Raw genomic sequence first — 24950 nt, forward strand, 5'->3', positions numbered from 1 at the left:
ACGATCCGCCCTTACACCGTCGCGCCTTGCGCCTTCGGCCTTCGCAGATGCTCGTCCAGCCGCGGCATGATCTCGACGAAATTGCACGGGCGCGTGCGGTAGTCGAGCTGAGCGGCCAGGATGCCGTCCCAGCCATCGCGGCAGGCGCCGGGCGAGCCCGGCAGGCAGAAGATGTAGGTCGCCCCCGCGACGCCGGCGGTGGCGCGGCTCTGGATCGTCGATGTCCCGATCTTGGCGTGGCTCAGCATGTGGAAGGCGATGGAAAAACCGTCCATGCGCTTCTCGAACAAGGGCTCGATCGCCTCCGGCGTGACGTCGCGTCCGGTGAAGCCGGTGCCGCCGGTCGTGATGACGACGTCGATGCCGCTATCTGCGATCCAGCGGCGAACGACGGCGCGGATCGCCTCGACATCGTCGGTGACGATCTCGCGCGCGGCGAGACGATGGCCGGCCGCGGCTAGGCGGTCGGCAAGCGTCTGGCCGGACTTGTCATCCGCGAGCGCACGGGTGTCGGACACGGTGAGCACCGCGATGTCGAGCGGGATGAACTGTTTTGCTTCGTCGATGGAGGCCATGATGCGTCTCTCGTGTCCCGGACTAGGTGCGGCGCAACAGCGCCGCGCCGCAGAGCCGGGACCCATTTAGAGGCTTGGGAGACCGGCGGTGTGGGCCCCGGCTCTGCAGCGCACCGCTGAAGTAGCGCTGCGCTGCGTCCGGGGCACGGCAGCGAGACTACTACGTCCCGCCGCCGAACGTGTTGCAGGCCTGGACCGTGCCCTGCTGGTAGCCGGTCATGAACCACTGCTTGCGTTGCGCCGCCGAGCCGTGGGTGAAGGAGTCAGGCACGACGCGTCCCGTGGCCTGGCGCTGCAGCGTATCGTCGCCGATCGCGCTCGCCGTGGTCAGCGCGGCGTCGATGTCGCCGGCTTCCAGGAAGTTCGGACGCTTCTTCGACTCGCGATTGACCCAGACGCCGGACAGGCAATCGGCCTGCAATTCCACCTTCACCTGGAGCGCGTTGGCCTCCGCCTTCGAGCCCGCCTGCTGCTGCAGCCGCGTCACGCGCGGAATGATGCCGAGCAGGTTCTGGATGTGATGGCCGGCTTCGTGCGCGATGATGTAGGCTGTGGTGAAGTTGCAGGCGGACTTGCCGGAGCAGCCGCGGAAGCGCGTCTCGACCTCGCGGAAGAACGAGGTGTCGAGGAAGATGGTACGATCCGGCGGACAATAGAACGGCCCCATCGCCGACTCTGCCCGGCCGCAGCGGCCGCCATTGGTGACGTTGCGGAAGAGCACGACCTTCGGCCCGGTGTAGGACTGGCCCGAGGCCTGGAAGATCTCGCTCCAGCGGTCGTCGATCTCGCCGAGAATGCCGGAGATCATGCTGCCCATCTCGTCGGTCGGGGCGCCGCGCTTGGCGGTCGAAGACGACTGGCGATCGGTCTGGTAGCTCGGCGCCTGGCCGCCGCCGGTGAGGATCTCGGCGCCGCCGATCAGGATGCGCGGATCGATGCCGAAGGCGTAGCCGACGAGGCCAAGCACGATGATGGTGCCGATGCCGAGCCCGCCGCCGCCCATCGGAAGGCCGAACCCGCCTCCGCCACCGCCGCCTCCACCATCGTCGCGACGATCCTCGATGTCGTCGCTGCGGCGGAAATCATCGTAGCGCATGGCGGGTTTCCCTCAGTCGTCGATTGGCATCATTTGGGCGCAGAAGCGCGAAAGCTCAACGCGCCACACACGTAAAATTTCCGTTGCTTTTATCAATATCTCGCTCGGCAATTATTGCCTAGTGCGACAGCATGCCGATGCCAGCAATTTTTTCCGAGGGTCGAGCAATTTTTTCCGAGAGAAATTTGGCGCCTTTTTGGAGCCATGATCGCTCCCGCAACGCGACGAAACGCGAAATACACTGCAAAACACGGCGAGTGCGCGCAGTGAACCGCACGCGGGGAGCGATGCGAGGCCTGCTCACGAAAGCGGCGGGTTAAGTCGATTTTTACTTTGCCGCTTCATTGTAACGATCAGTCGGTTGTTTGGTCCCGCGTCGCCGACAGCGTCGCCTGAGTCAGAGTTCTTGAGTCATGGTAGTGTCGCGTCGCGGGGCGTCTGCAAGGGCGCCCCGCACAAATTTTGAGTCCGCTTCGCACAGCATCATCCTCGGTGATTGCGTCGCCGAGATGTCGAAGCTTCAGGCTGGTTCGGTCGACCTCGTGTTCGCCGATCCGCCCTACAATCTCCAGCTCAAGGGCGACCTCAAGCGCCCCGACGAATCCCATGTCGACGCCGTCGACGACGACTGGGACAAGTTCGATTCGTTCTCCGCCTATGACGATTTCACCCGCGCCTGGCTGCTTGCCGCCCGCCGCGCGATGAAGCCGTCGGCGACGATCTGGGTGATCGGCTCCTATCACAACATCTTCCGCGTCGGCGCGATCATGCAGGACCTCGGCTTCTGGCTCCTGAACGACATTGTCTGGCGCAAGTCGAACCCGATGCCGAATTTCCGCGGCCGCCGCTTCACCAACGCGCACGAGACCATGATCTGGGCCGCGCGCGACGAAAAGGCCAAGGGCTACACGTTCAATTACGAGGCGCTGAAGGCCGCGAACGAGGACGTGCAGGCACGTTCCGACTGGCTGATCCCGCTCTGCACCGGCGAGGAGCGCCTCAAGGGCGCCGACGGCAAGAAAGTGCATCCGACGCAGAAGCCGGAAGGCCTGCTCGCGCGCGTGCTGCTGTCCTCGTCCAAGCCCGGCGATCTCGTGATCGATCCCTTCAACGGCACGGGCACCACCGGCGCCGTGGCCAAACGCCTCGGCCGCTCCTATATCGGTTTCGAGCGCGACAAGACGTATGCCAAGGCTGCCGAAGCCCGCATCGCCGCGGTCGAGCCGCTGCCGGAAGCAAGCCTTGCCCCGTTCATGACCGCGCGCGAAGCGCCGCGGGTCGCGTTCTCCGAACTGATCGAGCGCGGCATGATCATGCCCGGCACGAAGCTGTTCGACGCCAAGAAGAAGCTCGGCGCGCTGGTCCGTGCCGACGGCGCCATCATGTTCGGCGACAAGGTCGGCTCGATCCACCGCATCGGCGCGGTGGCGCAGGGCGCCCAGGCCTGCAACGGCTGGACCTTCTGGCACATCGAGACCAAGAAGGGTCTCAAGCTGATCGACGAGCTGCGCGCCGAAATCCGCGCCGGCATGGCGGCGGAGTGATCCTCTCCGCCGTCATTCCGGGGCTCGCGAAGCGAGAACCCGGAATCCACCCAACCACAGCACATGCGGCCCAATGGATTCCGGGCTCGCGCAAGAGGCGCGCCCCGGAATGACAGCAGTGGTGGTTGAATGCCGCCCCCGCCAGGACTAGATTCGCCCGATCAGCCCCGTCCTGACGGTGGGCCCCATGCGACGACAGTCCGAGACATTGCTGCTGGTGCCGCTGCTGCCGATCTTCCTGCTCGGCATGTTTCCGATGTTCCTGATCGCCCTGCTCGGATTCTTCGGCCTCGCGCTGTTCGGCGTGCTCGTGATCTCTGTCGGGCTCGCCAGCAGCAACGAGGCGCACGACAATTTCAATCACGACGTCATCGTTCACGGCTACGCACGCGGATCGGAGCGCGCGGCGCGAGCCTCCGACATGCATCTGGCCACGCGGCTCGGGCTGCGGCTGGAAGCGGTCGGCGCCGCGATGGTCGTTACGGCGGCAATTGGCCTTTGTTACGCCGGCTGATCTGCGTGGCGCGCAGATACCGCCCGGCAAACTCGCCGGTTGCCCTCCCGCAACGGGTTCAGGCAAGACAGGCCGCACGGCAATGACGCTGCGTCCGCGCCTTGCAAAAACACTGGGGAGATCGATGCTCAAATTCTATTTCAACGGATCGCCGAACCCGACCAAGGTCGCGCTTTTTCTGGAGGAGTCCGGCCTGCCCTTCGAGCCGGTGAAGATCGACACCCGCAAAGGCGAGCAGTTCACGGCCGAATTCCTCAAGATCAATCCGAATGCCAAGGTCCCGGCGATCGACGATGGCGGCACCATCGTGTTCGACAGCAACGCCATCCTGCTCTATCTCGCCGAGAAGACCGGCAAGTTCCTGCCCGCCGCGAGCGTGCGCGGCGAGACGCTGTCATGGCTGATGTTCATCGCAACCGGCGTCGGGCCGTATTCGGGTCAGGCCGTGCATTTCAAGCATTTTGCGCCAAAGGACCAGAACCACGATTACGCCCATAACCGCTACCAGTACGAGACGGATCGCCACTACAAGGTTCTCGACGGTCACCTCAAAGGGCGCAGCTACATGGTTGGCGACAGCTATTCCATCGTCGACATGGCGCTGTGGGGCTGGGCGCGGATGCTGCCGTTCAAGCTCGGCGACGACGCCTTCGCGCGCTACCCCAACGTGAAGCGGCTGGTGGACGAGATCTCGGCACGGCCGGCGGCGGCACGCGCGATCGCGCTGAAGGACAAGTTCACCTTCAAGGCCGAGATGGACGACGAGGCCCGCGCCAACATGTTCAAGCACATGGCGACCAAGGTCGCCTGATCGCACCGCGCCGTTCTTTTCAGGCCACGCGCATGCGCGTGGCCTTTTGCGTTTGAGATTCAGGCGGCGTGGACCGAGTTCAGGAACTTGGCCACTTCGAGCTTGAGGCGGTTGCTGTCGGCCGACAGCGAGCGCGCCGCCGACAGCACCTGCGATGAGGCCGATCCGGTTTCGGAGGCGCCACGCTGCACGTCGCCGATGTTGGACGACACCCTCTGCGTGCCATGGGCCGCCTGCTGGACGTTGCGGGAAATCTCCTGCGTCGCCGCGCCCTGCTGCTCCACGGCGGCCGCGACCGTCGACGAAATCTCCGACAGCCGCTCGATGGTGCCACTGATCTCCCTGATGGAGCCGACAGATTCCTCCGTCGCGGCCTGGATGCCGGAGACCTGCTGGGCGATCTCGCCGGTGGCCTTCGCAGTCTGCTCCGCGAGCGCCTTGACCTCGGAGGCGACCACGGCAAAGCCGCGGCCGGCTTCACCCGCGCGCGCCGCCTCGATGGTGGCGTTCAGCGCCAGGAGGTTGGTCTGGCCGGCGATGGTGCTGATCAGCTCGACCACGTCGCCGATCCGCGCGGCGGCCTTGGAGAGCGCGCCGACGCGGTCGTTGGTCCTGCTCGCCTGACCGACGGCCTCGACCGCGATACGGGCGGATTCCTGCACCTGGCGGGCGATCTCCGACACCGAGGAGGAGAGCTCCTCGGTCGCCGAGGCAACCGCCTGCACATTGGCCGAGGCCTCCTGCGAGGCGCTGGCGACCTCCGTTGACAGGTCCTGGGCCCGCGAGGCGGTCGTGGTCAAGGTGCCGGCGGAGGCTTCGAGCTCGTTCGATGCCGACGACACGGTGTTCACGATCTCGCCGACCGCCTGCTCGAACTGATCGGCGAGCCTGACCATGTCCTTCTTGCGGCTTTCCGCCTGCCGCGCCTCGACCTCGGTCTGCTCGGCGCGCAGTCGCTCGGTCTCGACCATGTTGTCCTTGAACACCTGGATCGCCTTGGCCATGTCGCCGATCTCGTCGGTCTTGCCGCGGCCGGGGATCTCGACCTCGAGATTGCCGCCCGCGATCAGCCCCATCGCGCGCGTCATCGAGGCCAGGGGACCGACGATGCCGCGGGCGATCAGGAAGGCGACGATGCAGCCGAACAGGACGGCGAGGCCACCGGCGATCTCCTGAATGGTCGTGGTGCCCGCGATCACGGCTTCGGCGGTCGTACGCGATTCCTGATAGTCCTTCTTCAGGGTCGCTTCCGCGGCCTTGAGCCTGCCGACGCTGTCGACGATGAGGGGCGCGAGGCTCTTGTGGTAGATCTCGTCGGCCTGAAGCATCGCGGCGGACGTCGTCTCGAACGCCGATTTGTAGATTCCGAGCGAGGTCTTCACCGGCGCGAGCGTGGAGCGCAATTCCGCCGCCTGCGGGCTCTTTTCGAGAGCCGCGAGCCGCTGCGCCGCCCTGTCTACGCTCGCCCTGAAATTCGCGGGTCCCTGCGCGTCGCGCAGCGCCAGGAAACGCCAGTTCGCGACCCGAACAAGGAGGATCCTGGATTCGAGGTCGGCGACGAGGGCCGCGGTGTCTTCGTCGACGGCGGCGCGCGCCGCATCGACCAGCTTGCCCATCTTGACGGCCAGCTCCTCGCCGCTCGGCAGCAACGTCGCCTTGCCCGTTCTCGCCTCGTTGACGGCGTCGCCGAGATTGTCACGCAGGCGTCGCATCTTGGCAATGTCGTCGATGAGGCCGTTGTAGAGCGCTCGTCGATCCTCCGAGAGCGTCCCCTTGGCGCCGACCCGCAACAGCTCGGTCGCCGCGGTTTCCCGCTCTTGCGCCTCCTTCATCGCGGGCTCGTTGGCGTCGTAGACGTAACGCAGATTGGCCCGCTGGATCGCCTGAAGCTGGGTCGATATCTCCAAAACCCGCGCCGTGCTGTCCGAAAGTGCGGATTGTCTTGCGACCTGATCCTGCACCGCCCGCAAATTCCAGACGGCAACCACCGCCATCACGAGACCAACCACCACCAAGGCCATGAAGCCTGCGTACAGGCGTCCCCTGATCCGCAAACGAAACTTCGGCATTCCCACTGTCCACCCAGATGCATTTCACTTCGAGCGGCCGAACAATTCCGGCAAATCGTCACGACCACCCTGGCAGCCGCGTGTCTTTGCGACCCACGCTGCACTGCGACACAATGGGGGACACTCGTTAATTGAACCTTCAAATTTTTCGCGCGATCTGGATCTGCGGGCGCGAAAACTGCTGCTTTTGTCAGCAGCTATGCAAAGTTCGCGTACGAATCCCGAGCGGGATGCGCAGAGCTGCATGCGTTCACAGGACGAACGACTATTGGGCGCCAGCCTGCTGCAATTTGCCGAGCGCGTGCTCGACCACTTCCAGCGTGTACGGCTTCTGAACCACCGGCGCCGAGGCCAGATCCACCGGAAGCGGCGCGCGCTCGCCATAGCCGGTTGCGAAGATGAAGGGCACGCCGATCTCCTTCAGCTTCTGCGCCACCTTGATGCTGCTCTCGCTGCCGAGGTTGGGATCGAGCAGGGCAAAGCTCGGCCGGGTCCGCTCGATCGAGCGCAGCGCCTGGTCGACGGTCGCGGCGGTGTCGACATGACGCGCGCCGAGATCGAGCAGGATGACCTCCGCCGCCATTGCGATGATCAGATTGTCCTCGACGATCAGCGCGGTCTCGGAGATCCGGGGTCGGCTGGACTGCTGTTCCTCAAGACGCATGGCGGCTCCTGCTATCGACGGCACCAGCTCGACGAAATTGGGGGGAATGACGAACGTCGCCTGCACGCCCAGAAGGTCGAAGCGGATTTCGGCATCGCCCTTGAGATCGAACGGCACCGAGCGCTCGATGATCGTGGTGCCGAAGCCACGCCGCGACGGTGGCTGCACCGGTGGGCCGCCGCTTTCCTTCCATTCGATCACGAGGCTCGACGAGGGATCGAGGCGCCAGACCACCTCGACGCTGCCGGTGGAATCGGCGAGCGCGCCGTATTTGGCGGAATTGGTCATCATCTCGTGGACAACGAGAGCCAGCGTGGCAAACGCCTTGGGATCGAGCGCGACGTCCGGCCCGCCCATCTTCACCCGGCCTGCGCGCCCCCCGAGATAGGCGCCGGCTTCGGATTCGAGGAGGGTCCGCAGTGCCACCGGCGCCCAGTTCAGGTTGGTGATCTGGTCGTGGGCGCGGGCCAGCGCCTGGATGCGACCGCCGAGAACGCTCGCAAACTCCTCCACGCTCATCGCCGTGTCCTTGCTCTGCGCCACCAGCGCGCGGACCAGGCTCAGGATGTTGCGGACGCGGTGATTGAGCTCGGCGATCATCAGCTCCTGCCGCTCCTGCGCGCCGCGGCGCTCGCGCGCGGCGAGGTCGGACAATTGCAGGATCACTTCCAGCAGTGTGACGCGCAGACTCTCGGCGATGCGGATGTCCGCTGCCGACCACGGTTTCGACTGGCCCGCCACGGTCTCCTGCCAGAGCTCGAAGCTCTTGCGCGGCGTCAGGCGCGGCCCGTTCGGACCTTCGTCATAGATCTTGTCGGGAGCGCCGGCCCAGTTCACCGCCCGCGTGACCTCGCGCCGGAAGAAGATCAGGCAGTCGCGCGGGGTCCGTGAGATCGGAATGGCGAGAAAACCCGCCGCGCGGTCGCGAAAAGCCTGGCCAGCGGCATAGACCTTGGCGATCTCGGCGCTGGCGAAGATCCGGCCCGGCGAGGTCCGGTTGATGAAGGCGACGAGGTCCTTCACCTCGTCTTCGGTCGGCGTGTCTCCCTCGAGGGCGATCTTGTTGTCGGACCAGACCGCGACGCCGTCGCAGTCGATCATCTTGCGGTAATCGCCGAGAAAGTCGACGATCGCGCGGCGGCTGTGGTCGTGCGAAGCAGCGATCTCGATCAAGCGCTCCTGGACCTGGTGGGCCCGCGCCTCATAGGCGACATCGCCCTCGCGCTCGCGTCCCTCGACGATCCAGGAAAACATCTGCCCGAACAGCTCGGAGGCCGTACGCTTGTCGAACGAAATGTACCGCGGCGAATAATGATGACAGGCGAACAGACCCCACAGCTTGCCATCGCGCAGGATCGATACCGACATCGAGGCGGCCACCCCCATGTTGCGCAGATATTCGATATGGATCGGCGAGACCGAGCGCAGCACGCTCATCGAAAGGTCGAGCAATCCCGCATTGTGCGTGGCGGTCGACATCAGGGCAGCCGACCTGGCGTTGACGTCGGCAATGATGCGCAGCCAGTTGCGCTGGTAGAGGGCGCGCGCCTGCCTTGGGATATCCGATGCAGGATAACGCAGGCCGAGGAAGGATTCGAGCCCTGCTTCCGCGGTCTCGGCGATCACCTCGCCCGATCCGTCCGGGTGAAACTGGTAGACCATGACGCGATCGAATCCGGTCAGCACCTTGAGCTGACGCGCGGCCTCCCGCGCGAGCTCGGTCATGCCGCGCGTCTTGCGGATCCGTTCGAGCATCAGGCGGACGAGCTCGCCGGAATTGACGCCGGGCTCGTGGACGCTCGGCTCCGCCTCGACGATGAGGTAGACGCCGGAGAAATGGATCGACAGATCGTAAAGCGGTTTGCTGGCCTGGAGCTCGACGCCGAACAGGCGCTCGGTCGCATCCGGCCCACTCAAATAGTCGACGCGACCGCGGATGGTCTCGACAGCGGCTTCGGAGATGGCGCTCGTCAACGGCTGCTGGAGCAGATCGGCGACGTCGCTTCCGAGAAAGCTGCCGACATTGTCCGAGGCCATGCAGATCGTGAAATCCGAGAGCACAGCGAGCATGAAGCCAAACGGCTGCACGCTGCCGGGAATGTGGATCGGCTCGCGATCGCAATTGGTGAGATTGACCGCCTCGTTCATGCCCGCTCCGCCGCCCGCTCGAACGCGGCGAAGGCAACCCGCGCCGCCGCGATCACCTCGACCTCGTCGCAGGCCTCTTCGCCTTGAAGCTTCGACAGGAAACTCTGCCACAGGCGCTTGCCTGCCCCATGGCTGAGATAGCTGGTGGCCTCCGTCATGCGCAGGTCGGCGGCCTCCGCGACCTCTTTCAGCAGGAATCTTGCCCCGAGCCGAGAGCCCTCCAGCACGTACATCGTACCGAGCATGCCGCTGGGCGTCAGCGGCGGCACGGATACGACCGCTCCGGCCAGTCCGGAAATATCCTGGCGACGCCTGCCGCGACGAGCGCGGCCTCGAGCGGAAGAAGCGCGCCGGCGCTGGCTTGAAGAAAGCGGCGATAGCCCGCCAAGACGGTGAGATCGAACGACGAAAGTTGCGCATCGACCTCCCGGTGCGCATCCGCAGTCGCATCTCTCAGTCGCTCACGAAGTCCAGGGAAGCCAGGGTTCACCTGTGTCGAGACGTCCGAAACCCCAGCCAGCATGAAATTCCCACACGCGCGCAATGCCGGGGGCGCGATTGCCCCGGAAGCGAAGGAAACGCCGGCGGAATCCGAAGGTTCCGCCGGCACTGGAATATCTGGAGAGGCGCGGACCGTACCCTCGACTCTTTATTTCCGCCGGCGGGGCTTGTGCAGCTCGTACGCGATCTCCGCCCTGGTCATCCCGCAGTCCAGAAGCTCCCGCTCGCTCATGGCGGCGAGTTGATCCCGGGCCCGGGACCGTTCGCGCCTGATACGGACCGTTTCGACCAGCGCCCGCCACGCCCGCACGACCATCGCCGGCTCCGCCCGAGGAAACCCGCCGGCGGACGCGACGCGCAATCCACTCAGCTCGCAGCCCTCACCGGCGCCTGCGGAAAAGAACCGAGCGCCCGCTCGGTCAGGATCGAGTCGCAGTACTCGCGGATCTCCTTGATCTTGCCGTCCTCGAGACGAAACACCAGGCAATAGTCATTGTCGTAGCGCACGCCTTCGGGCGTGACGTTGTCGCCCTTTGCCTCCACGACGACCACATCGCCGTCGGCGATGAAGCGGTGAGCGACCGTGCGCGTGCGGTCGCGCAGGCGGGTGCGCACATAGCCGTGCAAATCGTTGAGGATCGACTCCTTGCCTGAGAAGGTGCGCGACCAGGAATACTGGCCGGTCACGACCCATTTGGCGTCTTCGGCAAGGCTTGCAGCGAACAGGGCTCGATCGCGCGCGTTCGGATCGGGATTGGCGGCGGCGGCGAAAATATCCTGCATCAGTTTCTTGTTGGCGATCGCATTCATGGCGGCATCTCCGTTTGGTGGGAACGCGGAGATGATCGCCGCAGCATCAGAATTCTTCAAATCGATAGAGAATATGATATCTATTCGCCTGATGAATTTGAATTCGCTTGACCTCAACCTGCTGACCGCGCTCGACGCCCTGCTGCGCGAGGCCAGCGTGAGCCGCGCCGCGCTGCGGATGGGCCTGTCGCAGCCGGCGGCCAGCCACGCGCTACAGCGCCTGCGCGACATTCTCGGCGATCCGCTGCTGGTGCGCACGGGCGCGCGGATGGAGCTGACGCCGCGGGCGCAGGCCCTGCGCGCGCCGCTGGCGCAGGCGCTCGATCAGGTACGCGGGCTGTTCGTGCCTGATGACTTCGACGCCGCACGCAGCGAGCGGCAATTCCGCCTGATGATGCCGGATCTCGCAGTCGAGCTGCTGATGCCGCCGCTGATGGAGAAGGTGACGCGGGCCGCGCCCAACGTCCGCATCGACATCGTGCCATGGCGGGGATCGGCGATTTTCCACGCCGAGTTCGCCCGCACCATCGACCTCGTGATCTCGATCGGCAACGCCTTCAAGGGCTTTCACCGCCAGCTGCTCTACGTCGACAGCGACGCGCTGGCGGTGCGGCGCGGCCACCCCTTGGCGGCGAAGCTGAAGCGGCGCGAGACGTTCCTGGGCGCGCGCCATGTCGGCGTGATCATCCGAGGCAGCAACGAGGATCTGATCGACACCTGGCTGCGCGCCAAGGGCATCGAGCGGCACATCTCGCTGGTCGTGTCAGGCTATCTCGAAGCGCTGCACGTCGCTGCCCGCACCGATCTCGTCGCCTTCGTGCCGCGCCGGCTGATCGCGGCACTGTCAAAACAGCTCGGCCTCGTCACCGTGACGCCACCGCTCGACCCCGGGATCGACGAGCAGTTCATGTTCTACCCGACCCGCGCCCAGATGGACCCCGGCTCGATCTGGCTGCGCCGACTGATGCTGCAGACGGGGCGGGAGCTGGAGAAGAAAGAACGGCGTGCTGGGTAGGACGCAGCTTCAACAGACACGGTGTCGTCCCGGACAAGCACAGCGGAGCGGAGCGCTGATCCGGGACCCATAACCACAGGATGCGGTTTGGCGAAGACTGCTCGTTCGGGATTGCTACCGATCGCAATCGATAGATTCCGCGGTATGGGTCCCGGGTCTGCGCTTGCGCTTGCCCGGGACGACACCGCGTATTTGTCACGCCTTCTGCGCGTCCATCACCTTGCGCACAGCGGGGCGGTCAGACATCCGCTTGAAATGCTCGGCGATCTTCGGGGTTGCGTTGATGTCGACGCTGTCGCCTTCGAGCCAGGTCGAGAGGGTGTAGAGATACGGATCGCAGATCGTGAACTGATCGCCCATCACCCAGGGCCCCCGAAACATCTTCTGATCGATCAGGGCGAAGCAGGCGGCCATGGTCTTCGGGACCATCGCCTTCATGTCGGCGAACGAGCTCTCCTGCGTCGCCCAGCGCGGACCGCGCATCTTGTGGGCATGATTGATGTGCACGGTCGAGCAGAGGTAGGAGTTGAACGACTGCACCTGGGCGAAGTCGAAGGGATCATCGAGCGGCGCGAGCTTCGCCTTGGGGAAGGTCTGCGCGAGATAGGCCAGCATCGCCGGCGTCTCGGTGAGGACGCCGCGATCCGTCACCAGCGCCGGCACACGCCCCTTCGGGTTGATCTTGAGATAGTCCGGGCTGTTCTGCTGGTTGTCCTTGAAGCTCAGCCGCTCGGCCGCGTAGTCGGCGCCGGCCTCCTCCAGGGTGATGTAGGTGGCGAGCGCGCAGGTGCCGGTGGCGTAGTAGAGCTTGAGCATGTCGGACCTCATGGGAAAGCCCGAGGTTAACGGCCCTCCGCCGCCCCGTCCATAGGGGACCTCTTCGCAGTTGCCCACCGCCGCCCGGCTGTGCGAAGACGCCGTCAATCGGAGGGGGATTTTGTCATGACCGTACTCATCGCCGGTGGCGGCATCGGCGGGCTGACGCTTGCGCTCAGCCTGCACCAGATCGGCGTTCCCGCAAAAGTCTTCGAAAGCGTCGCGGAACTGAAGCCGCTCGGCGTCGGCATCAACGTGCTGCCGCATGCGGTGCGCGAGCTGATCGAGCTCGGGCTGATGGACAGACTGGACGCCAGCGGGGTGCGGACGCGCGAGCTCGCCTATTTCTCCAAGCACGGCAAGCCGATCTGGAGCGAGCCTCGCGGGCTGGAGGCCGGCTACAAATGGCCGCAATTCTCGATCCATCGCGGCACGCTGCAACAGCTCCTGCTCGACACCGCGATCGAGCGGCTCGGCCGCGACAACATCCTCACCAGCCACCATCTGACCGGCTGGACCGAGACGGCAGACGGCGTGCGCGCCGACTTCATCGACCGGGCAACCGGCAAGGCCGCCGGGACTTACGACGGCGCGATCCTGATCGCCGCCGACGGCATCCATTCCGCCGCGCGCGAAAAGCTGTATCCCAATGAAGGTCCGCCGATCTGGAACGGCCGCATCCTCTGGCGCGGCGTCACGCCTTCCAAGGCCTTCCTGACCGGCCGCACCATGATCATGGCCGGCCATGAGATCCTGAAATTCGTCTGCTATCCGATCAGCAAGGCGCCGGACGCGGCGGGCAACCATCTGATCAACTGGGTCGCCGAGCGCCACATGCCGCCGACCTATCAGTGGCGGCGCGAGGACTATAACCGCACCGCGCGGCTGGAGGAGTTCCTGCCCTGGTTCGAGAGCTGGCAGTTCGACTGGCTTGACGTGCCCGGCCTGATCAAGAACTGCCCGCACGCCTATGAATATCCGCTGGTCGACCGCGATCCGGTCTCGCAATGGACCTTCGGCAAGGTCACGCTAATGGGCGATGCCGCGCATCCGATGTACCCGATCGGCTCGAACGGCGCCTCGCAGGCCATCCTCGATGCCCGCACCATCACCCGCGAGATTCTCGCGCATGGACCGACGACCGCGGCGCTGCTCGCCTATGAGGCCGAGCGCCGCCCCGCGACCACCGACCTCGTCCTGCTCAACCGCAAGAACGGACCCGAGCAGGTCATGCAACTGGTCGAAGAGCGCGCGCCCGACGGCTTTGAGGTCGTCACCGACGTGCTGTCGCAGAAGGAACTGGAAGACATCGCCGCCAACTACAAGCGCGTTGCGGGCTTCCAGGTCGAGGCGCTGAACGCGAAGCCGCCGATCGTCAGTGGAGATGCGAAGCGCGCGAGCGCCTGAAGGCGGGGCGGCAAGAGTTGTCCAACCGCCCCGCGTCCGTCACGGCCCATCAATATCCATACTGTCTGGAACACACCCAGTTGCCGTAGGCATCGTAGCAACGGTTGTTGTAGTAGCCGTATGCACCAGCCGCCGCCGCTCCGACTCCGACTGCCGCGGCTCCGTATGCGGCTCCCCGGTAGACGCCTCTACGCGCCGCAGTACGTGCGACGGGGTACCCTGCTATCGGCCGGGAGACGTGAGCGCGGCCGCCGTAGCGACCAGCGTGAACGGCACCGCCTCTGTAGTGCGCGCCTCCACCGTGAAATCCCCCTCCCCGATAGCCGCCACCTCCTCCGCGGCCGCCGCGCGCGAGTGCGTCATCGGGAACAAGGCTTGCGCCGACAAGTGCGGCCGCGGCCAAGCCAACCAGAGCATATCGAAACATGGGCGTCCTCCCGTCATTGGAGTGCCGGTTCTATCCGCAGGGTGATGCCGTCAACGGGACAGGCACTTGCCTCCATCATTTGGCGCGCCGTGCATGTCCAATTGACCTAGATCAACGCCTGTCTGTTTCAAAGACCCGGGATGGTCCAGCACTTTCAGGCCGAGGCTGAAGACCATGAGCGGCCGCAACCGCTCGCTGGTGCGCTTCGATCTAAGCCAATCCTTGGATGCGAGAGAAATTTGTCCATTCGATAGACGCGAATAACCGAGGCTGCGATCATGAAGTTCCGGGCGGGGTTGCTTGCGGCGGCTATCTTGCTGGCCGAAATGCACGCAAGTCATGCGGCGATACGGATCGCCGGCGATCGTGGCGGGCTAATCGACACCTATGTTGACAGATATGAACGCCTGCGCACTTCCGGAGAGACCGTCATCATCGATGGACTTTGTGCCTCATCGTGCACCATCGTTCTCGGTGCAGTTGCCGCTGACAAAATCTGTGTGACCTCGAAGGCCGCTCTCGGCTTCCACGCTGCTTGGGATTTCGGTCGGAAGGGAAGGACGATTACCGACCCTGACGCCACCAATTACCTATACTCCATGTATCCCGGGCCGGTGCAGCGCTGGATCGCGGCGCGCGGCGGGTTGAGGCCGCAACTCATCTTGCTGCGCGGCAAAGCACTTCGGGCGCTGTATAAGCCTTGCGCGCAGCACTCCGCGACACGGCCCCGACGGTAACGACTACCGCACCACCCTTGCCGCTTCCAGCAACCGCTCGGTCGCGCTTGCCGTTGCCAGCACCGTGCCGTTCTCCGCCATCAGCTTGGCCTCGACGAACGCAATCGTCTTGCCGAGCTGCGTCACCGTCGCCTCCCCGATGATCGGACCGGGCTTGGCGGGGCTGAGGAAATTCACGGTCATGCTGATGGTGGTGGTATAGAGCCGGCCCTCGCTCATCACCAGCACGGCCGGGCCCATGGTGTCGTCGAGCATGGCCGAGAGCATGCCGCCCTGGATGAAGCCCGCGGGATTGCAGAACTCCGGCTTGCCCTCGAAGCCGAGCTTGATCCAGCCCTCCTCGGGGCGGGCATCGAGCAGGCGCCATCCCAACAGCTCCGCACAGGGTGGCCTGGGAAAATTGTCGAGCGCGGTCTTGACCATTGGCAGCCTCCGTTTCGCACCCCGATAGCGTAGCGCTGCTGCCAGCGTGCTGTCAGGAGGACGAGCCCGCTGAAAGGTTGAGCGCGTGCGCAATGACCTTGCGCATGACATTGGGCAGCGCCTCGTCCGCAAGGGTGGCGAGCGGCACCCAGCGCATGCCCTCGGGCGCACGGGTGCGGGCTGCGGCCTTCGCCGTGTAGACCACCAGCTCCAGCGGAAAATGTGTGAAGACGTGGGTGACGACGCCCATTTTGCGCTGCCAGCGCGACAGCCCCTTCAGCGCCGGCGCCTGCAGCTTCGCCGCCGCGTCGTCCTGGCCGGCGAGCCAGTCCGAGCCGGGCACTTCGGTCATGCCGCCGAGCAGGCCCTTTTCGGGCCGGCCGCGGACCAGCAGATCCTCGCCGCGTGTGACGACGAAGGCCGCTCCGCGCCGCAACGTTCCGCTCTTCTTCGGCGCCTTGCGCGGAAAGGTCTCCTGCGTGCCTTGGAGGCGCGCCGTGCAATCCTCGTTCAGCGGACACAGCGAGCAGGCCGGCTTTTTCGGCGTGCAGATCGAAGCGCCGAGATCCATCAGCGCCTGCGCGCTGTCGCCGGCGCGGGAGTTTGCAAGCAGCGTCGCCGCTAGTTGCTGGATCAGAGGTTTCGCCTGCGGGAGCTGATCTTCAACTGCAAAGAGCCGCGACACCACGCGCTCGATATTGCCGTCGACCGGCATGGTGTGGCGATCGAAGGCGATCGCCGCGATCGCCGCCGCCGTGTACGGCCCGATGCCCGGCAGCGCACGCAGCCTCTCCTCGGTGTCGGGAAAGATGCCGCCATGCTCGCGCGTCACCGCGACCGCGCAGGCGTACAGGTTACGCGCGCGCGAGTAATAGCCTAGCCCGGCCCACATCCGCAGCACATCATCCTGCGAGGCCCGTCCGAGCGCAGTGACATCCGGCCAGCGCGCAACGAATTTTTCGAAATAGGGCCCGACCGCCTTCACCGTGGTCTGCTGCAGCATGATCTCCGACAGCCAGACGCGGTATGGGTCCGACGTCTCGCCGGGCGCGGCACGCCAGGGCAACCGGCGGCGGTGGCGGTCGTACCAGGCAAGCAACGCCACCGGGCGTGATGATGTCTCCGGCTGAGAAGGTTCCGGCTTCGGCTTACGGACAGATCTGGAGCTCATTCCTGCACTGTAACGGCAATGCACCGGCCTCTCTACGTCATGCCCGCGCTCGTCGCGGGCATCCACGCCTTTCTTCGAGGGAAGAACGGGATGGCCGGGACATAGGCGAGCGGAAGCGACGCCGTCCTTCGGACGGCTAAGCCCGGCCATGACGCGCCGCGGGTCTGTGGCCCGCCCGCCGAAGTGCTATAAGGACCCATGTCCAAATTCCCTCCCAAACCCAGTCCGATCAGCGCCAAGCCGCTGGGCATCCTGCTCAACGACGTCTTTGCCAAGGCCTATGCCAAGCAGGGCTTTGCGGCGCGCGAGTTGGTGACGCGGTGGGCGCAGATTGCAGGTCCCGAGATCGCGGCCCATGCCGAGCCGCTGAAGATGCAATGGCCGCGCCCGGTGGAGGGCCAGCCGCAGGAGCCGGCGACCCTGGTGCTGCGGGTCGAGGGGCCGATGGCGCTGGAGATCCAGCATTCCGCGGACGTGATCCTGGAGCGCGTCAACCGCTTCTTCGGCTGGAGCGCGGTCGGCAAGCTCGCCTTCCGCCAGGCTCCACTGTCGCGCCCGCGCCGACCGGTCCGGCCCGGCCCGCCCGATCCCAAATCGGTGGCCAAGGTGGCGGAGAGCCTGGGCGGTATCGAAGATGAACAACTGAAGACGGCGCTGGCGCGGCTGGGGGCCGCCATCAAGCGAAATTGAGCCTTATTTCGCGGCCAATCTGGACCCGTCTCTACCGCTCGCCATTGCCTCAAGCTACGTTTCAAGCTAGCGACAGGCCGCCCGGGCGGGAACCTCATAGACCCCCTGGGGCGACATTTTTGCCAATTCGGGAGCCGACCTTGATCATCACCCGCCGCGCCTTCACCACGATGCTGTCGCTGACCGGGCTTGCCGCGCTCGCCGGGCTGTCGCCGCTGCGGTTCATCTCGGAGGCCGCGGCTCAGTCCGCCGCCGACGTCACCAAGCCCGTGTCACTGCCCGACATGGCGCTCGGCCCGAACGATGCCGCCGTCACCATCACCGAATACGCCTCGATGACCTGCCCGCACTGTGCCGCCTTCAACGAGCAGGTGTTCCCGAAGATCAAGAAGGAATACATCGACACCGGCAAGGTGCGTTACATCTTCCGCGAGTTCCCGCTCGACATCAAAGCCGCCGCCGGCTCGATGCTGTCGCGCTGCATCGCCAATGGTGATGGGCCGAAATACTTCGCCGTCACCGACATGCTGTTTCGCCAGCAGAACGACTGGGTGGTGAAGAACACCACCGAGACCCTGACGCGGATCGGCAAGCAGGCCGGCCTCACCCAGCAGCAGGTCGAAGCCTGCCTGAAGGACCAGGCGCTGCTCGACAAGATCGCCGCAGACCAGAAATATGCCAGCGACGTTCTGAAGGTGGATTCGACGCCGACCTTCTTCATCAACGGCGAGAAGATCAAGGGCGAGGCCTCGTTCGAGGAATTCGCCAAGAAGATCAATCCGCTGCTGAAGAGCTGATTCGCTCGTCAAGATTCTGATTCGCATCTCGAAATCCGTATCTTTCCCGGCATAAATCCCTTGGGAAAAGCGGCTTTGGCCGGTTGCCCTCGCGGGGCACCGCGGCCATTGTCCAGCCGCATGAGGCGCCTCGCGCGACTCACCCGGATAGCGACACTGTCTTCCATGGTAGTGTCCCGGCAGGGGGATTCGCGCCTGCCAACAGAGATGCGTGCTTATGAAAATCACCCGCCTGCGCCTTCACGGTTTCAAGTCCTTCGTTGAGCCCACGGACTTCGTCATCGAGCCCGGCCTGACCGGCGTGGTCGGCCCCAACGGCTGCGGCAAGTCGAATCTCGTCGAAGCGCTGCGCTGGGCGATGGGTGAGACCTCGTACAAGTCGCTGCGCGCCGCCGACATGGACGCGGTGATCTTCGCAGGCTCCGGCAACCGTCCCGCGCGCAACCACGCCGAAGTGACGATGACGATCGACAATGCCGATCGCACCGCGCCGGCGGCGATGAACGACAGCCAGCTGCTCGAAATCTCCCGCCGCATCGAGCGCGAGGCGGGGTCGGTCTATCGCATCAACGGCCGCGACGTGCGCGCCCGCGACGTGCAGATCCTGTTTGCGGATGCCGCCACCGGCGCGCGTTCGCCGGCTCTCGTCCACCAAGGCAAGATCGGCGAGATCATCCAGGCCAAGCCCGAGCAGCGCCGTCGCGTGCTGGAAGACGCTGCCGGCGTCGCCGGTCTGCACGCCCGCCGCCACGAGGCCGAGCTGCGGCTGAAGGCGGCCGAAACCAACCTCACCCGCGTCGAGGACGTGATCGGCCAGCTCGCAGGACAAATGGAAGGCCTGAAGAAGCAGGCCCGCCAGGCCGTGCGCTACCGCGAGGTCGCGGCCAAGGTCCGCAAGGCCGAAGCTACTCTGTTCCACCTGCGCTGGGTCGGCGCGCATGCCGACGTCAACGAATCCGGCCAGACCCACGATCTCGCGGTGCGCGAGATGGCCGAGCGCACCCAGCACCAGGCCGAAGCCGCCCGCATCCAGGCGATCCGCGCCGCCGAAATGCCGGCGCTACGCGATGCCGAGGCGCGCGCCGCCGCAGGCTTGCAGCGCCTGACCAATGCTCGCGAGCTGCTCGACCGCGAGGAGGAGCGCGCCAAGGAGCGCGTCGCCGAGCTCGAGCGCCGCCTTGCCCAGTTCGAAGGCGATATCTCCCGCGCCCAGCAGCAGACCATGGACGCCGACGTCGCGCTGCAGCGGCTCGACACCGAAGATTCCGAGCTGAAGGAAGAGATCAAGTCGCGCGTCGAGAAGCGCTCCGGTGTCGACGAGCGCGTCGGCGAAGCCGAGGCGGTGTTGACCGAAACCGAACAGCAGTTCGCGGAGCTCACCACAGCGCTGGCCGACCTCACCGCCAAGCGCAACCAGCTCGAGGCCAACGTCCGCACCCACCGCGACAAGCTGGCCCGGCTCGACCAGGAGATCGCGAACGTCGCTGCGGAAGAGCAGAAGCTTGCCGCCGAGACTGGCGGCTTTGGCGATCTCGACGAGCTGACCGCGACGGTCGAGACCGCGGAGCAGACGCTGGCCGCCTCGGAAGCCGCGGCGCAAGCGAGCGAAGCCGCCCACGTCGCGGCACGCCAGACGCTGGAATCCTCGCGCTCGCCGCTGGTCGAGGCCGACAAGCGCGCACAGCGGCTCGAAACCGAGGCGCGCACGATCTCCAAAATCCTCAACGGCGAGACCAAGAATCTGTGGCCGCCGATCATCGACGGCATCACCGTCGACAAAGGCTTTGAAAAGGCCATCGGCGCCGCGCTCGGCGACGATCTCGATGCCCCGATCGACCCGTCGGCGCCGATGCGCTGGACCAATGTCGGACACACCGACGGCGATCCGGAGCTGCCGGAAGGCGCCGTGCCGCTCGCCAATCATGTGCAGGCGCCGGCCGAGCTGACGCGCCGTCTGGCCCAGATCGGCGTGGTGCCGCGCGAGCGCGGCGCCGAGCTGGTCTCGCAGCTCAAGACCGGCCAGCGGCTGGTTTCGCCCGAGGGCGACGTCTGGCGCTGGGACGGCTTCGTCGCCGCAGCGCATGCGCCGACCGGCGCAGCCCGCCGCCTCGCCGAGCGCGCCCGCCTCGTCGATATCGAGAACGAGCTGGAGCAGGCCCGCATCGACGCGCAGATCAAGCGTCAGGCGCTGGAGAACGCCGAGTCCGAGCTGCAGATGGCCGCGAGCACCGAAGGCGCCAGCCGCGAAGCCTGGCGCGCCGCGCAGCGCGAGCTCAACGTCGCGCGTGAACGCCATGCCACCGCCGAGCGCGAGATCAGCCGCCACGCCGCGCGCAAGGCGACGCTGTCGGAAGCGCACAGCCGTCTCGCCGCCGACCGCGCCGAGGCCGAGGCCGCCTACGAATACGCAGAAGCCGGCATCTCCGAGCTGCCGTCGAGCGAGGATACCGAGACTCGTCTGGCCGCGGTCCGCAGCGACATCGAAGGCCATCGCCGCATGGCCGCGCAGGTCCGCGCCGAGGCGCAGGCGCTGGCACGCGAGGCCGAGCTGGCAGACCGCCGCGTGCAGGCGATCCTGGCCGAACGCACCGAGTGGCAGAACCGCAAGGAGAGCGCGGCCTCCCACATCGACACCATCCAGGCCCGCATTGCCGAACTCACGATCGAGCGCAGCGATCTCGAAAACGCGCCGCAAGTGTTCGCCGAGAAGCGCAGCGCGCTGATCACCGAGATCGAATATGCCGAGAACGACCGCCGCGTGGCCGCCGACGCGCTCGCCACCGCGGAAAGCGCGATGGCGGAGACCGATCGCGTCGCCAAGCTGACGCTCGAAGCCCTCTCCAGCTCGCGCGAGGCCACCGCCCGCGCCGAGGAGCGCATGGAGGGCGCGCGGCGCCGGCTCGAGGACATCGAGCGCGAGATCCGCGACATGCTCGAGGTCGAGCCGCAGGCCGTCGCCGGCCTCGCCGAGATCGAGCCCGGCGCGGAGCTGCCGCCGCTGCACGACATCGAGGAAGACCTCGAAAAGATGCGCCGCGACCGCGAGCGCCTCGGCGCCGTCAATTTGCGCGCCGAGGAAGAGCTGCGCGAGGTCGAGACCCAGCACACCGGCCTCGTCACCGAGCGCGACGACCTCGTCGAAGCCATCAAGCGGCTGCGCCAGGGCATCCAGAGCCTCAACAAGGAAGCGCGCGAGCGTCTCCTGACCTCGTTCGAGGTCGTCAACAACCACTTCAAGCGCCTGTTCGTCGAGCTGTTCGGCGGCGGCGAGGCCGCGCTGCATCTGATCGAGAGCGACGACCCGCTGGAAGCCGGCCTCGAAATCATCGCCAAGCCGCCGGGCAAGAAGCCGCAGACGCTGTCGCTGCTGTCGGGCGGCGAGCAGGCCCTGACCGCGATGGCGCTGATCTTCGCGGTGTTCTTGACCAACCCTTCGCCGATCTGCGTGCTGGACGAAGTCGACGCACCGCTCGACGACCACAACGTCGAACGGTACTGCAACCTCCTCCACGAAATGACCGGCTCGACCGACACGCGCTTCATCATCATCACGCACAATCCGATCACGATGGCGCGGATGAACCGCCTGTTCGGCGTTACGATGGCCGAGCGCGGCGTGTCGCAGCTGGTGTCGGTCAGCCTGTCAGAGGCGGTGGACATCCTCGACCAGAACGTGGCTTGAGAAGATTGACCGTCATTCCGGGGCGATGCGCAGCATCGAGCCCGGAATCTCGAACCACAATCTCTGGATTCCGGGTTCGCGCTTCGCGCGCCCCGGAATGATGTGAGGTTGATGATGATCTCACCCACCCTCCCCGCCGAATTGAAAGCCGCCCTTGACGGCAGGCTGCAGGGCTTCTCCCGTACCGACGCCGCACAGCGTTCGCAGAAAATCTCGACCAGCTACCGCGCCGGCGGCGGCTCCGGCACCATCAAGTCGGACGCCGATGCGCTCGCCTATGCGCTCGCGCGCATGCCGGCGACCTACGCGGCCGTCGCCGCAAGCCTGAATGCGCTGACCGAGATCGCACCGGATCTGGCTCCGGAAACGCTGCTCGACGTCGGCGCAGGTCCGGGCACCGCGAGCTGGGCCGCTGCGGAGGCCTTTCCCTCGCTACAGGATTTTACGCTGCTCGACGCCAATGCCACTTTGAGCCGGCTCGCGCTCGAACTCGCGCGCGACAGCACGCGGCTGGCGGAATGCCGCTATCTGCCGGGCGATGCCGGCGGCAACCTCGCCGAGGTCGCGCAAGCGGATCTCGTGGTTGCGAGCTATGTCATCGGCGAGCTCAGTGAAAGCGAGCAGCGCGCGCTCGCCGCGGCCATGTGGGCGAAAGCGCGCCACGCACTGGTCGTGATCGAGCCCGGCACACCCGCCGGCACCGCGCGCATCCTCGCGCTGCGCCAGCAATTGATCGCGGCCGGCGCCTTCGTCGCCGCCCCCTGCCCGCACGAAAAACCCTGCCCGCTCACCGCGCCCGACTGGTGCCATTTCAACCAGCGCCTGCCGCGCTCGCAGGCACACCGGCAAATCAAGGGCGCGGAGGTGCCATTCGAGGACGAGCGCTTCATCTACGTCGCGCTGACCCGCACGCCGCCCGCCGTGCGCGCCGCGCGCGTGCTGGCGCCGCCGGATGTCGGCAAGGCCGAGATCACGGCCAAGCTCTGCACCGAGGATGGCGTCGCCATCACGAGGGTGCCTCGTCGCGACAAGGCCGCCTATGCCGGGGCACGCCGCTGGCGCTGGGGCGACGCCATTCTGTCCGAAAGTTAACCTCGTTCCGGACTTTTGCTTTGAACTCGGGCGGCTCCCCATTCGACCAAGCCTTACCTCTCCTCTGCGCCGGGCTCTCATCCTGCGCCAATTTGGTCTAGGCTAGCGCCCGCCTTCTTCCCCCTTCAGGAGTTCTCCATGTCGACCGGCTGGATCGTTCTCGGCGTCATCGTCGTCCTCGCGCTGTTCGCCTTCAGCGCCTACAACCGCCTGGTGGCGCTGAGCCAGCGCGTCGGCCAGGCCTTTGCCGATATCGACGTGCAGCTCAAGCAGCGCCACGACCTGATCCCGAACCTGGTCGAGACGGTGAAGGGCTACGCCTCGCACGAGCGCGGCACGCTCGACGACGTCATCAAGGCACGCAATTCGGCGATGTCGGCGCAGGGGCCGGCGCAGGTGTCCGCGGCCGAGAACCAGCTGTCCGGCGCGCTCGGCCGGCTGATCGCGCTGTCGGAGGCCTATCCCGACCTCAAGGCCAACGCCAATTTCCAGCAGCTCGCATCCGAGCTTTCCGACCTCGAGAACAAGATCGCGGCGAGCCGCCGCTTCTTCAACAACGCGGTCCAGGAATACAACACCGGCATCCAGCAGCTGCCCGCCGCTTTGTTCGCCGGCATGTTCGGCTTCACCAGGAAGGACTTCTTCGATCTCGGCGCCAGCCGCACCGAGGTCGAGGCCGCGCCGCAGGTGAAGTTCTGATCTTGAGCCGATAGGCCGGCAGGGCACCCGCGTCATGGCCGCGTATGGTCTCTACACGCACATCGCCTCGAACAAGTTTCGTTCGATGCTTCTGCTCGCCGGCCTGTTCATGCTGGTCTACGTGCTGGTCTATGCTGGCGCGTTGGTCGCCGAAGTCGTCATCAACGGCAATGAGACCGTCGTCTATTACCTGAGGCGCGCCCTCCACGATCTGATCGTGGCCGCACCGGTTGCGACGATCGTGGCGGCGGTCTGGGTCGTGATCGCCTATTTCTTCCACCAGTCGATGATCGACGCGGTGACCGGCGGCCACGACGTTACCCGGCAGGAGGAGCCGCGGCTCTACAATCTGCTGGAAAACCTCTGCATCTCGCGCGGCATTACCATGCCGAAGCTGAAGATCATGGAGAGCCCGGCGCTGAACGCGTTCGCGACCGGCCTCAATCCCAGGCAATATTCGATCACCGTCACCACGGGTCTGCTCGATGCGCTTGATGACAAGGAGATCGAGGCGGTGCTGGGCCATGAGCTGACCCACATCAAGAACGGCGACGTGCAGCTGATGGTGGTCGCCGTCATCATCGCAGGCGTGGTCGGCTTCTTCGGCGAATTGTTCTTCCGCCTGTTCACCAATTTCAATTGGAGCTCCGGCTCCGGCGGCTCATGGTCCTCGGGCTCCTCCTCCTCGTCGTCGCGGTCGTCCTCGTCATCGAGCGACAACAAGAGTTCCGGCGGCGGCGCGGTGATCGTCATCATCATCGCGATCGTGCTGATCGTGGTGGCCTGGCTGCTGTCCCAGGTTGTCAAGCTCGCACTGTCGCGTTCGCGCGAATATCTCGCCGACGCGGGCTCCGTCGAGCTGACGAAAGACCCCGATGCGATGATCTCGGCGCTGCGCAAGATCGAGAATCGCGGCGAGCTGCCCGGCGCGACCTCGGCCGTGATGGAGCTCTGCGTCGACAATCCCCGCGAGGGCTTTGCCGATCTGTTCGCGACCCACCCGTCCGTGCAATCCCGGGTCGACGCGCTCGTCAAGTTCGCCGGCGGCCACGATCCGGGCCCGCTGCCGCCGACCGAGGAGACGGACGAGCCCGAGGCGCAAGCTGACCCGCAGGACGCCCCACCGCCGCTGCGTCATGGCCCGTGGGACGATGCGGCCGCTCCGCCGCCCCTGCCCGCACCCGGCCCCTCCGGGACCGCGAGCAGCAACCCGGCGGGCAATCTCATGGGTCCCTGGGGCCGTCATTAAGCACGCGATGTCC

23 protein-coding genes are annotated in these 24950 nt (G+C 65.9%); 12 read left to right on the forward strand and 11 right to left on the reverse strand.

The window, feature by feature from the left end; translation table 11 throughout:
• Positions 1–11: 11 nt before the first annotated feature.
• Positions 12–575: a molybdenum cofactor biosynthesis protein B gene (gene moaB, locus CIT37_RS30545; protein WP_028141676.1), complete on the reverse strand. Its 564-nt coding sequence runs from the start codon at positions 573–575 to the stop codon at positions 12–14.
• Between the two features lie 160 nt (positions 576–735).
• Positions 736–1671 carry a KPN_02809 family neutral zinc metallopeptidase gene (gene ypfJ, locus CIT37_RS30550; protein ID WP_028141677.1) on the reverse strand — a complete coding sequence of 312 codons (936 nt, stop codon included), beginning with the start codon at positions 1669–1671 and terminating at the stop codon, positions 736–738.
• Between the two features lie 413 nt (positions 1672–2084).
• Between ypfJ and CIT37_RS30555 the strand changes: the two genes are divergently transcribed.
• The 3 genes from CIT37_RS30555 (at position 2085) to CIT37_RS30565 (ending at position 4540) form a co-directional block, all read left to right on the forward strand.
• Positions 2085–3215, forward strand: coding sequence for a site-specific DNA-methyltransferase (locus tag CIT37_RS30555; protein ID WP_028141678.1), 1131 nt, complete (start codon positions 2085–2087; stop codon positions 3213–3215).
• 187 nt (positions 3216–3402) lie between these two features.
• Positions 3403–3729: a hypothetical protein gene (locus CIT37_RS30560; protein ID WP_028141679.1), complete on the forward strand. Its 327-nt coding sequence runs from the start codon at positions 3403–3405 to the stop codon at positions 3727–3729.
• 124 nt (positions 3730–3853) lie between these two features.
• Positions 3854–4540, forward strand: coding sequence for a glutathione S-transferase family protein (locus CIT37_RS30565; RefSeq protein ID WP_095426921.1), 687 nt, complete (start codon positions 3854–3856; stop codon positions 4538–4540).
• A 59-nt stretch (positions 4541–4599) separates the two neighbouring features.
• On the opposite strand, the gene CIT37_RS30570 is transcribed toward CIT37_RS30565, so the two are convergent.
• From CIT37_RS30570 to CIT37_RS30595, 6 genes are all read right to left on the reverse strand, one after another.
• The gene (locus tag CIT37_RS30570; RefSeq protein ID WP_161966235.1) at positions 4600–6609 is read right to left on the reverse strand and encodes a methyl-accepting chemotaxis protein; all 2010 of its coding nucleotides are present in this window, start codon (positions 6607–6609) and stop codon (positions 4600–4602) included.
• A gap of 265 nt (positions 6610–6874) precedes the next feature.
• Positions 6875–9421 carry an HWE histidine kinase domain-containing protein gene (locus CIT37_RS30575; protein WP_095426919.1) on the reverse strand — a complete coding sequence of 849 codons (2547 nt, stop codon included), beginning with the start codon at positions 9419–9421 and terminating at the stop codon, positions 6875–6877.
• Positions 9418–9690, reverse strand: coding sequence for a biliverdin-producing heme oxygenase (locus tag CIT37_RS30580; protein ID WP_334262514.1), 273 nt, complete (start codon positions 9688–9690; stop codon positions 9418–9420). Before CIT37_RS30580 ends, CIT37_RS30575 begins: the two co-directional genes overlap by 4 nt.
• Positions 9678–9944: a heme oxygenase-like domain-containing protein gene (locus CIT37_RS30585; protein ID WP_334262515.1), complete on the reverse strand. Its 267-nt coding sequence runs from the start codon at positions 9942–9944 to the stop codon at positions 9678–9680. Before CIT37_RS30585 ends, CIT37_RS30580 begins: the two co-directional genes overlap by 13 nt.
• 126 nt (positions 9945–10070) lie before the next feature.
• On the reverse strand, positions 10071–10238 hold the full coding sequence (locus CIT37_RS30590; RefSeq protein WP_080670146.1) for a YjiS-like domain-containing protein: 168 nt from the start codon (positions 10236–10238) through the stop codon (positions 10071–10073).
• Positions 10239–10288: 50 nt separating this feature from the next.
• Complete coding sequence (locus tag CIT37_RS30595; protein WP_028141684.1) at positions 10289–10732, reverse strand: nuclear transport factor 2 family protein; 444 nt, start codon at positions 10730–10732, stop codon at positions 10289–10291.
• Between the two features lie 91 nt (positions 10733–10823).
• Here CIT37_RS30595 and CIT37_RS30600 point away from each other — a divergent pair, with 91 nt between their 5' ends.
• A complete protein-coding gene (locus CIT37_RS30600; RefSeq protein WP_095426918.1) occupies positions 10824–11747 on the forward strand; it encodes a LysR family transcriptional regulator in 924 nt (307 codons plus the stop codon).
• A 195-nt stretch (positions 11748–11942) separates the two neighbouring features.
• Here CIT37_RS30600 and CIT37_RS30605 read toward each other — a convergent pair whose 3' ends face one another.
• On the reverse strand, positions 11943–12563 hold the full coding sequence (locus CIT37_RS30605; RefSeq protein ID WP_095426929.1) for a glutathione S-transferase family protein: 621 nt from the start codon (positions 12561–12563) through the stop codon (positions 11943–11945).
• Between the two features lie 126 nt (positions 12564–12689).
• On the opposite strand from CIT37_RS30605, the gene CIT37_RS30610 reads away from it, so the two are divergent.
• Positions 12690–13970: a flavin-dependent oxidoreductase gene (locus CIT37_RS30610; protein ID WP_095426917.1), complete on the forward strand. Its 1281-nt coding sequence runs from the start codon at positions 12690–12692 to the stop codon at positions 13968–13970.
• 705 nt (positions 13971–14675) lie between these two features.
• Positions 14676–15134: a Clp protease/crotonase-like domain-containing protein gene (locus CIT37_RS30615; RefSeq protein WP_028141689.1), complete on the forward strand. Its 459-nt coding sequence runs from the start codon at positions 14676–14678 to the stop codon at positions 15132–15134.
• 3 nt (positions 15135–15137) lie between these two features.
• Here the strand turns inward: CIT37_RS30615 and CIT37_RS30620 are convergent, their stop codons facing one another.
• Entirely contained in the window at positions 15138–15557 is a 420-nt protein-coding gene (locus CIT37_RS30620; RefSeq protein WP_038948304.1) for a PaaI family thioesterase, read from the reverse strand.
• 52 nt (positions 15558–15609) lie between these two features.
• Positions 15610–16728 carry an A/G-specific adenine glycosylase gene (gene mutY, locus CIT37_RS30625; protein ID WP_095426915.1) on the reverse strand — a complete coding sequence of 373 codons (1119 nt, stop codon included), beginning with the start codon at positions 16726–16728 and terminating at the stop codon, positions 15610–15612.
• Between the two features lie 198 nt (positions 16729–16926).
• Between mutY and CIT37_RS30630 the strand changes: the two genes are divergently transcribed.
• The 6 genes from CIT37_RS30630 to CIT37_RS30655 all read left to right on the forward strand — a co-directional run bounded on the left by CIT37_RS30630 (position 16927) and on the right by CIT37_RS30655 (position 24937).
• Entirely contained in the window at positions 16927–17418 is a 492-nt protein-coding gene (locus CIT37_RS30630; RefSeq protein ID WP_095426914.1) for a DUF721 domain-containing protein, read from the forward strand.
• Between the two features lie 140 nt (positions 17419–17558).
• A complete protein-coding gene (locus tag CIT37_RS30635) occupies positions 17559–18215 on the forward strand; it encodes a DsbA family protein (protein WP_038972146.1) in 657 nt (218 codons plus the stop codon).
• 217 nt (positions 18216–18432) lie between these two features.
• Positions 18433–21897 (forward strand): chromosome segregation protein SMC, encoded by a 3465-nt coding sequence (gene smc, locus CIT37_RS30640; protein WP_095426913.1) that lies wholly within the window; start codon positions 18433–18435, stop codon positions 21895–21897.
• 111 nt (positions 21898–22008) lie between these two features.
• A complete protein-coding gene (locus CIT37_RS30645; RefSeq protein WP_161966236.1) occupies positions 22009–22989 on the forward strand; it encodes a small ribosomal subunit Rsm22 family protein in 981 nt (326 codons plus the stop codon).
• Between the two features lie 138 nt (positions 22990–23127).
• On the forward strand, positions 23128–23688 hold the full coding sequence (locus CIT37_RS30650; RefSeq protein WP_018323315.1) for a LemA family protein: 561 nt from the start codon (positions 23128–23130) through the stop codon (positions 23686–23688).
• Positions 23689–23722: 34 nt separating this feature from the next.
• Positions 23723–24937, forward strand: a complete 1215-nt coding sequence (locus CIT37_RS30655; RefSeq protein WP_095426911.1) for a M48 family metallopeptidase — start codon at positions 23723–23725, stop codon at positions 24935–24937.
• Positions 24938–24950: the final 13 nt, after the last annotated feature.

The sequence above is a fragment of the Bradyrhizobium ottawaense genome (genome assembly GCF_002278135.3).
GTDB lineage: Bacteria > Pseudomonadota > Alphaproteobacteria > Rhizobiales > Xanthobacteraceae > Bradyrhizobium > Bradyrhizobium ottawaense.

What these genes read in the sequence shown, in the direction of transcription:
- moaB (WP_028141676.1), bottom strand. Translation starts at nt 575, where the DNA reads ATGGCCTCCATCGACGAAGCAAAACAGTTCATCCCGCTCGACATCGCG.
- ypfJ (WP_028141677.1), bottom strand. Translation starts at nt 1,671, where the DNA reads ATGCGCTACGATGATTTCCGCCGCAGCGACGACATCGAGGATCGTCGC.
- CIT37_RS30555 (WP_028141678.1), top strand. Translation starts at nt 2,085, where the DNA reads ATGGTAGTGTCGCGTCGCGGGGCGTCTGCAAGGGCGCCCCGCACAAAT.
- CIT37_RS30560 (WP_028141679.1), top strand. Translation starts at nt 3,403, where the DNA reads ATGCGACGACAGTCCGAGACATTGCTGCTGGTGCCGCTGCTGCCGATC.
- CIT37_RS30565 (WP_095426921.1), top strand. Translation starts at nt 3,854, where the DNA reads ATGCTCAAATTCTATTTCAACGGATCGCCGAACCCGACCAAGGTCGCG.
- CIT37_RS30570 (WP_161966235.1), bottom strand. Translation starts at nt 6,609, where the DNA reads ATGCCGAAGTTTCGTTTGCGGATCAGGGGACGCCTGTACGCAGGCTTC.
- CIT37_RS30575 (WP_095426919.1), bottom strand. Translation starts at nt 9,421, where the DNA reads ATGAACGAGGCGGTCAATCTCACCAATTGCGATCGCGAGCCGATCCAC.
- CIT37_RS30585 (WP_334262515.1), bottom strand. Translation starts at nt 9,944, where the DNA reads ATGCTGGCTGGGGTTTCGGACGTCTCGACACAGGTGAACCCTGGCTTC.
- CIT37_RS30590 (WP_080670146.1), bottom strand. Translation starts at nt 10,238, where the DNA reads ATGGTCGTGCGGGCGTGGCGGGCGCTGGTCGAAACGGTCCGTATCAGG.
- CIT37_RS30595 (WP_028141684.1), bottom strand. Translation starts at nt 10,732, where the DNA reads ATGAATGCGATCGCCAACAAGAAACTGATGCAGGATATTTTCGCCGCC.
- CIT37_RS30600 (WP_095426918.1), top strand. Translation starts at nt 10,824, where the DNA reads ATGAATTTGAATTCGCTTGACCTCAACCTGCTGACCGCGCTCGACGCC.
- CIT37_RS30605 (WP_095426929.1), bottom strand. Translation starts at nt 12,563, where the DNA reads ATGCTCAAGCTCTACTACGCCACCGGCACCTGCGCGCTCGCCACCTAC.
- CIT37_RS30610 (WP_095426917.1), top strand. Translation starts at nt 12,690, where the DNA reads ATGACCGTACTCATCGCCGGTGGCGGCATCGGCGGGCTGACGCTTGCG.
- CIT37_RS30615 (WP_028141689.1), top strand. Translation starts at nt 14,676, where the DNA reads ATGAAGTTCCGGGCGGGGTTGCTTGCGGCGGCTATCTTGCTGGCCGAA.
- CIT37_RS30620 (WP_038948304.1), bottom strand. Translation starts at nt 15,557, where the DNA reads ATGGTCAAGACCGCGCTCGACAATTTTCCCAGGCCACCCTGTGCGGAG.
- mutY (WP_095426915.1), bottom strand. Translation starts at nt 16,728, where the DNA reads ATGAGCTCCAGATCTGTCCGTAAGCCGAAGCCGGAACCTTCTCAGCCG.
- CIT37_RS30630 (WP_095426914.1), top strand. Translation starts at nt 16,927, where the DNA reads ATGTCCAAATTCCCTCCCAAACCCAGTCCGATCAGCGCCAAGCCGCTG.
- smc (WP_095426913.1), top strand. Translation starts at nt 18,433, where the DNA reads ATGAAAATCACCCGCCTGCGCCTTCACGGTTTCAAGTCCTTCGTTGAG.
- CIT37_RS30645 (WP_161966236.1), top strand. Translation starts at nt 22,009, where the DNA reads ATGATGATCTCACCCACCCTCCCCGCCGAATTGAAAGCCGCCCTTGAC.
- CIT37_RS30650 (WP_018323315.1), top strand. Translation starts at nt 23,128, where the DNA reads ATGTCGACCGGCTGGATCGTTCTCGGCGTCATCGTCGTCCTCGCGCTG.
- CIT37_RS30655 (WP_095426911.1), top strand. Translation starts at nt 23,723, where the DNA reads ATGGCCGCGTATGGTCTCTACACGCACATCGCCTCGAACAAGTTTCGT.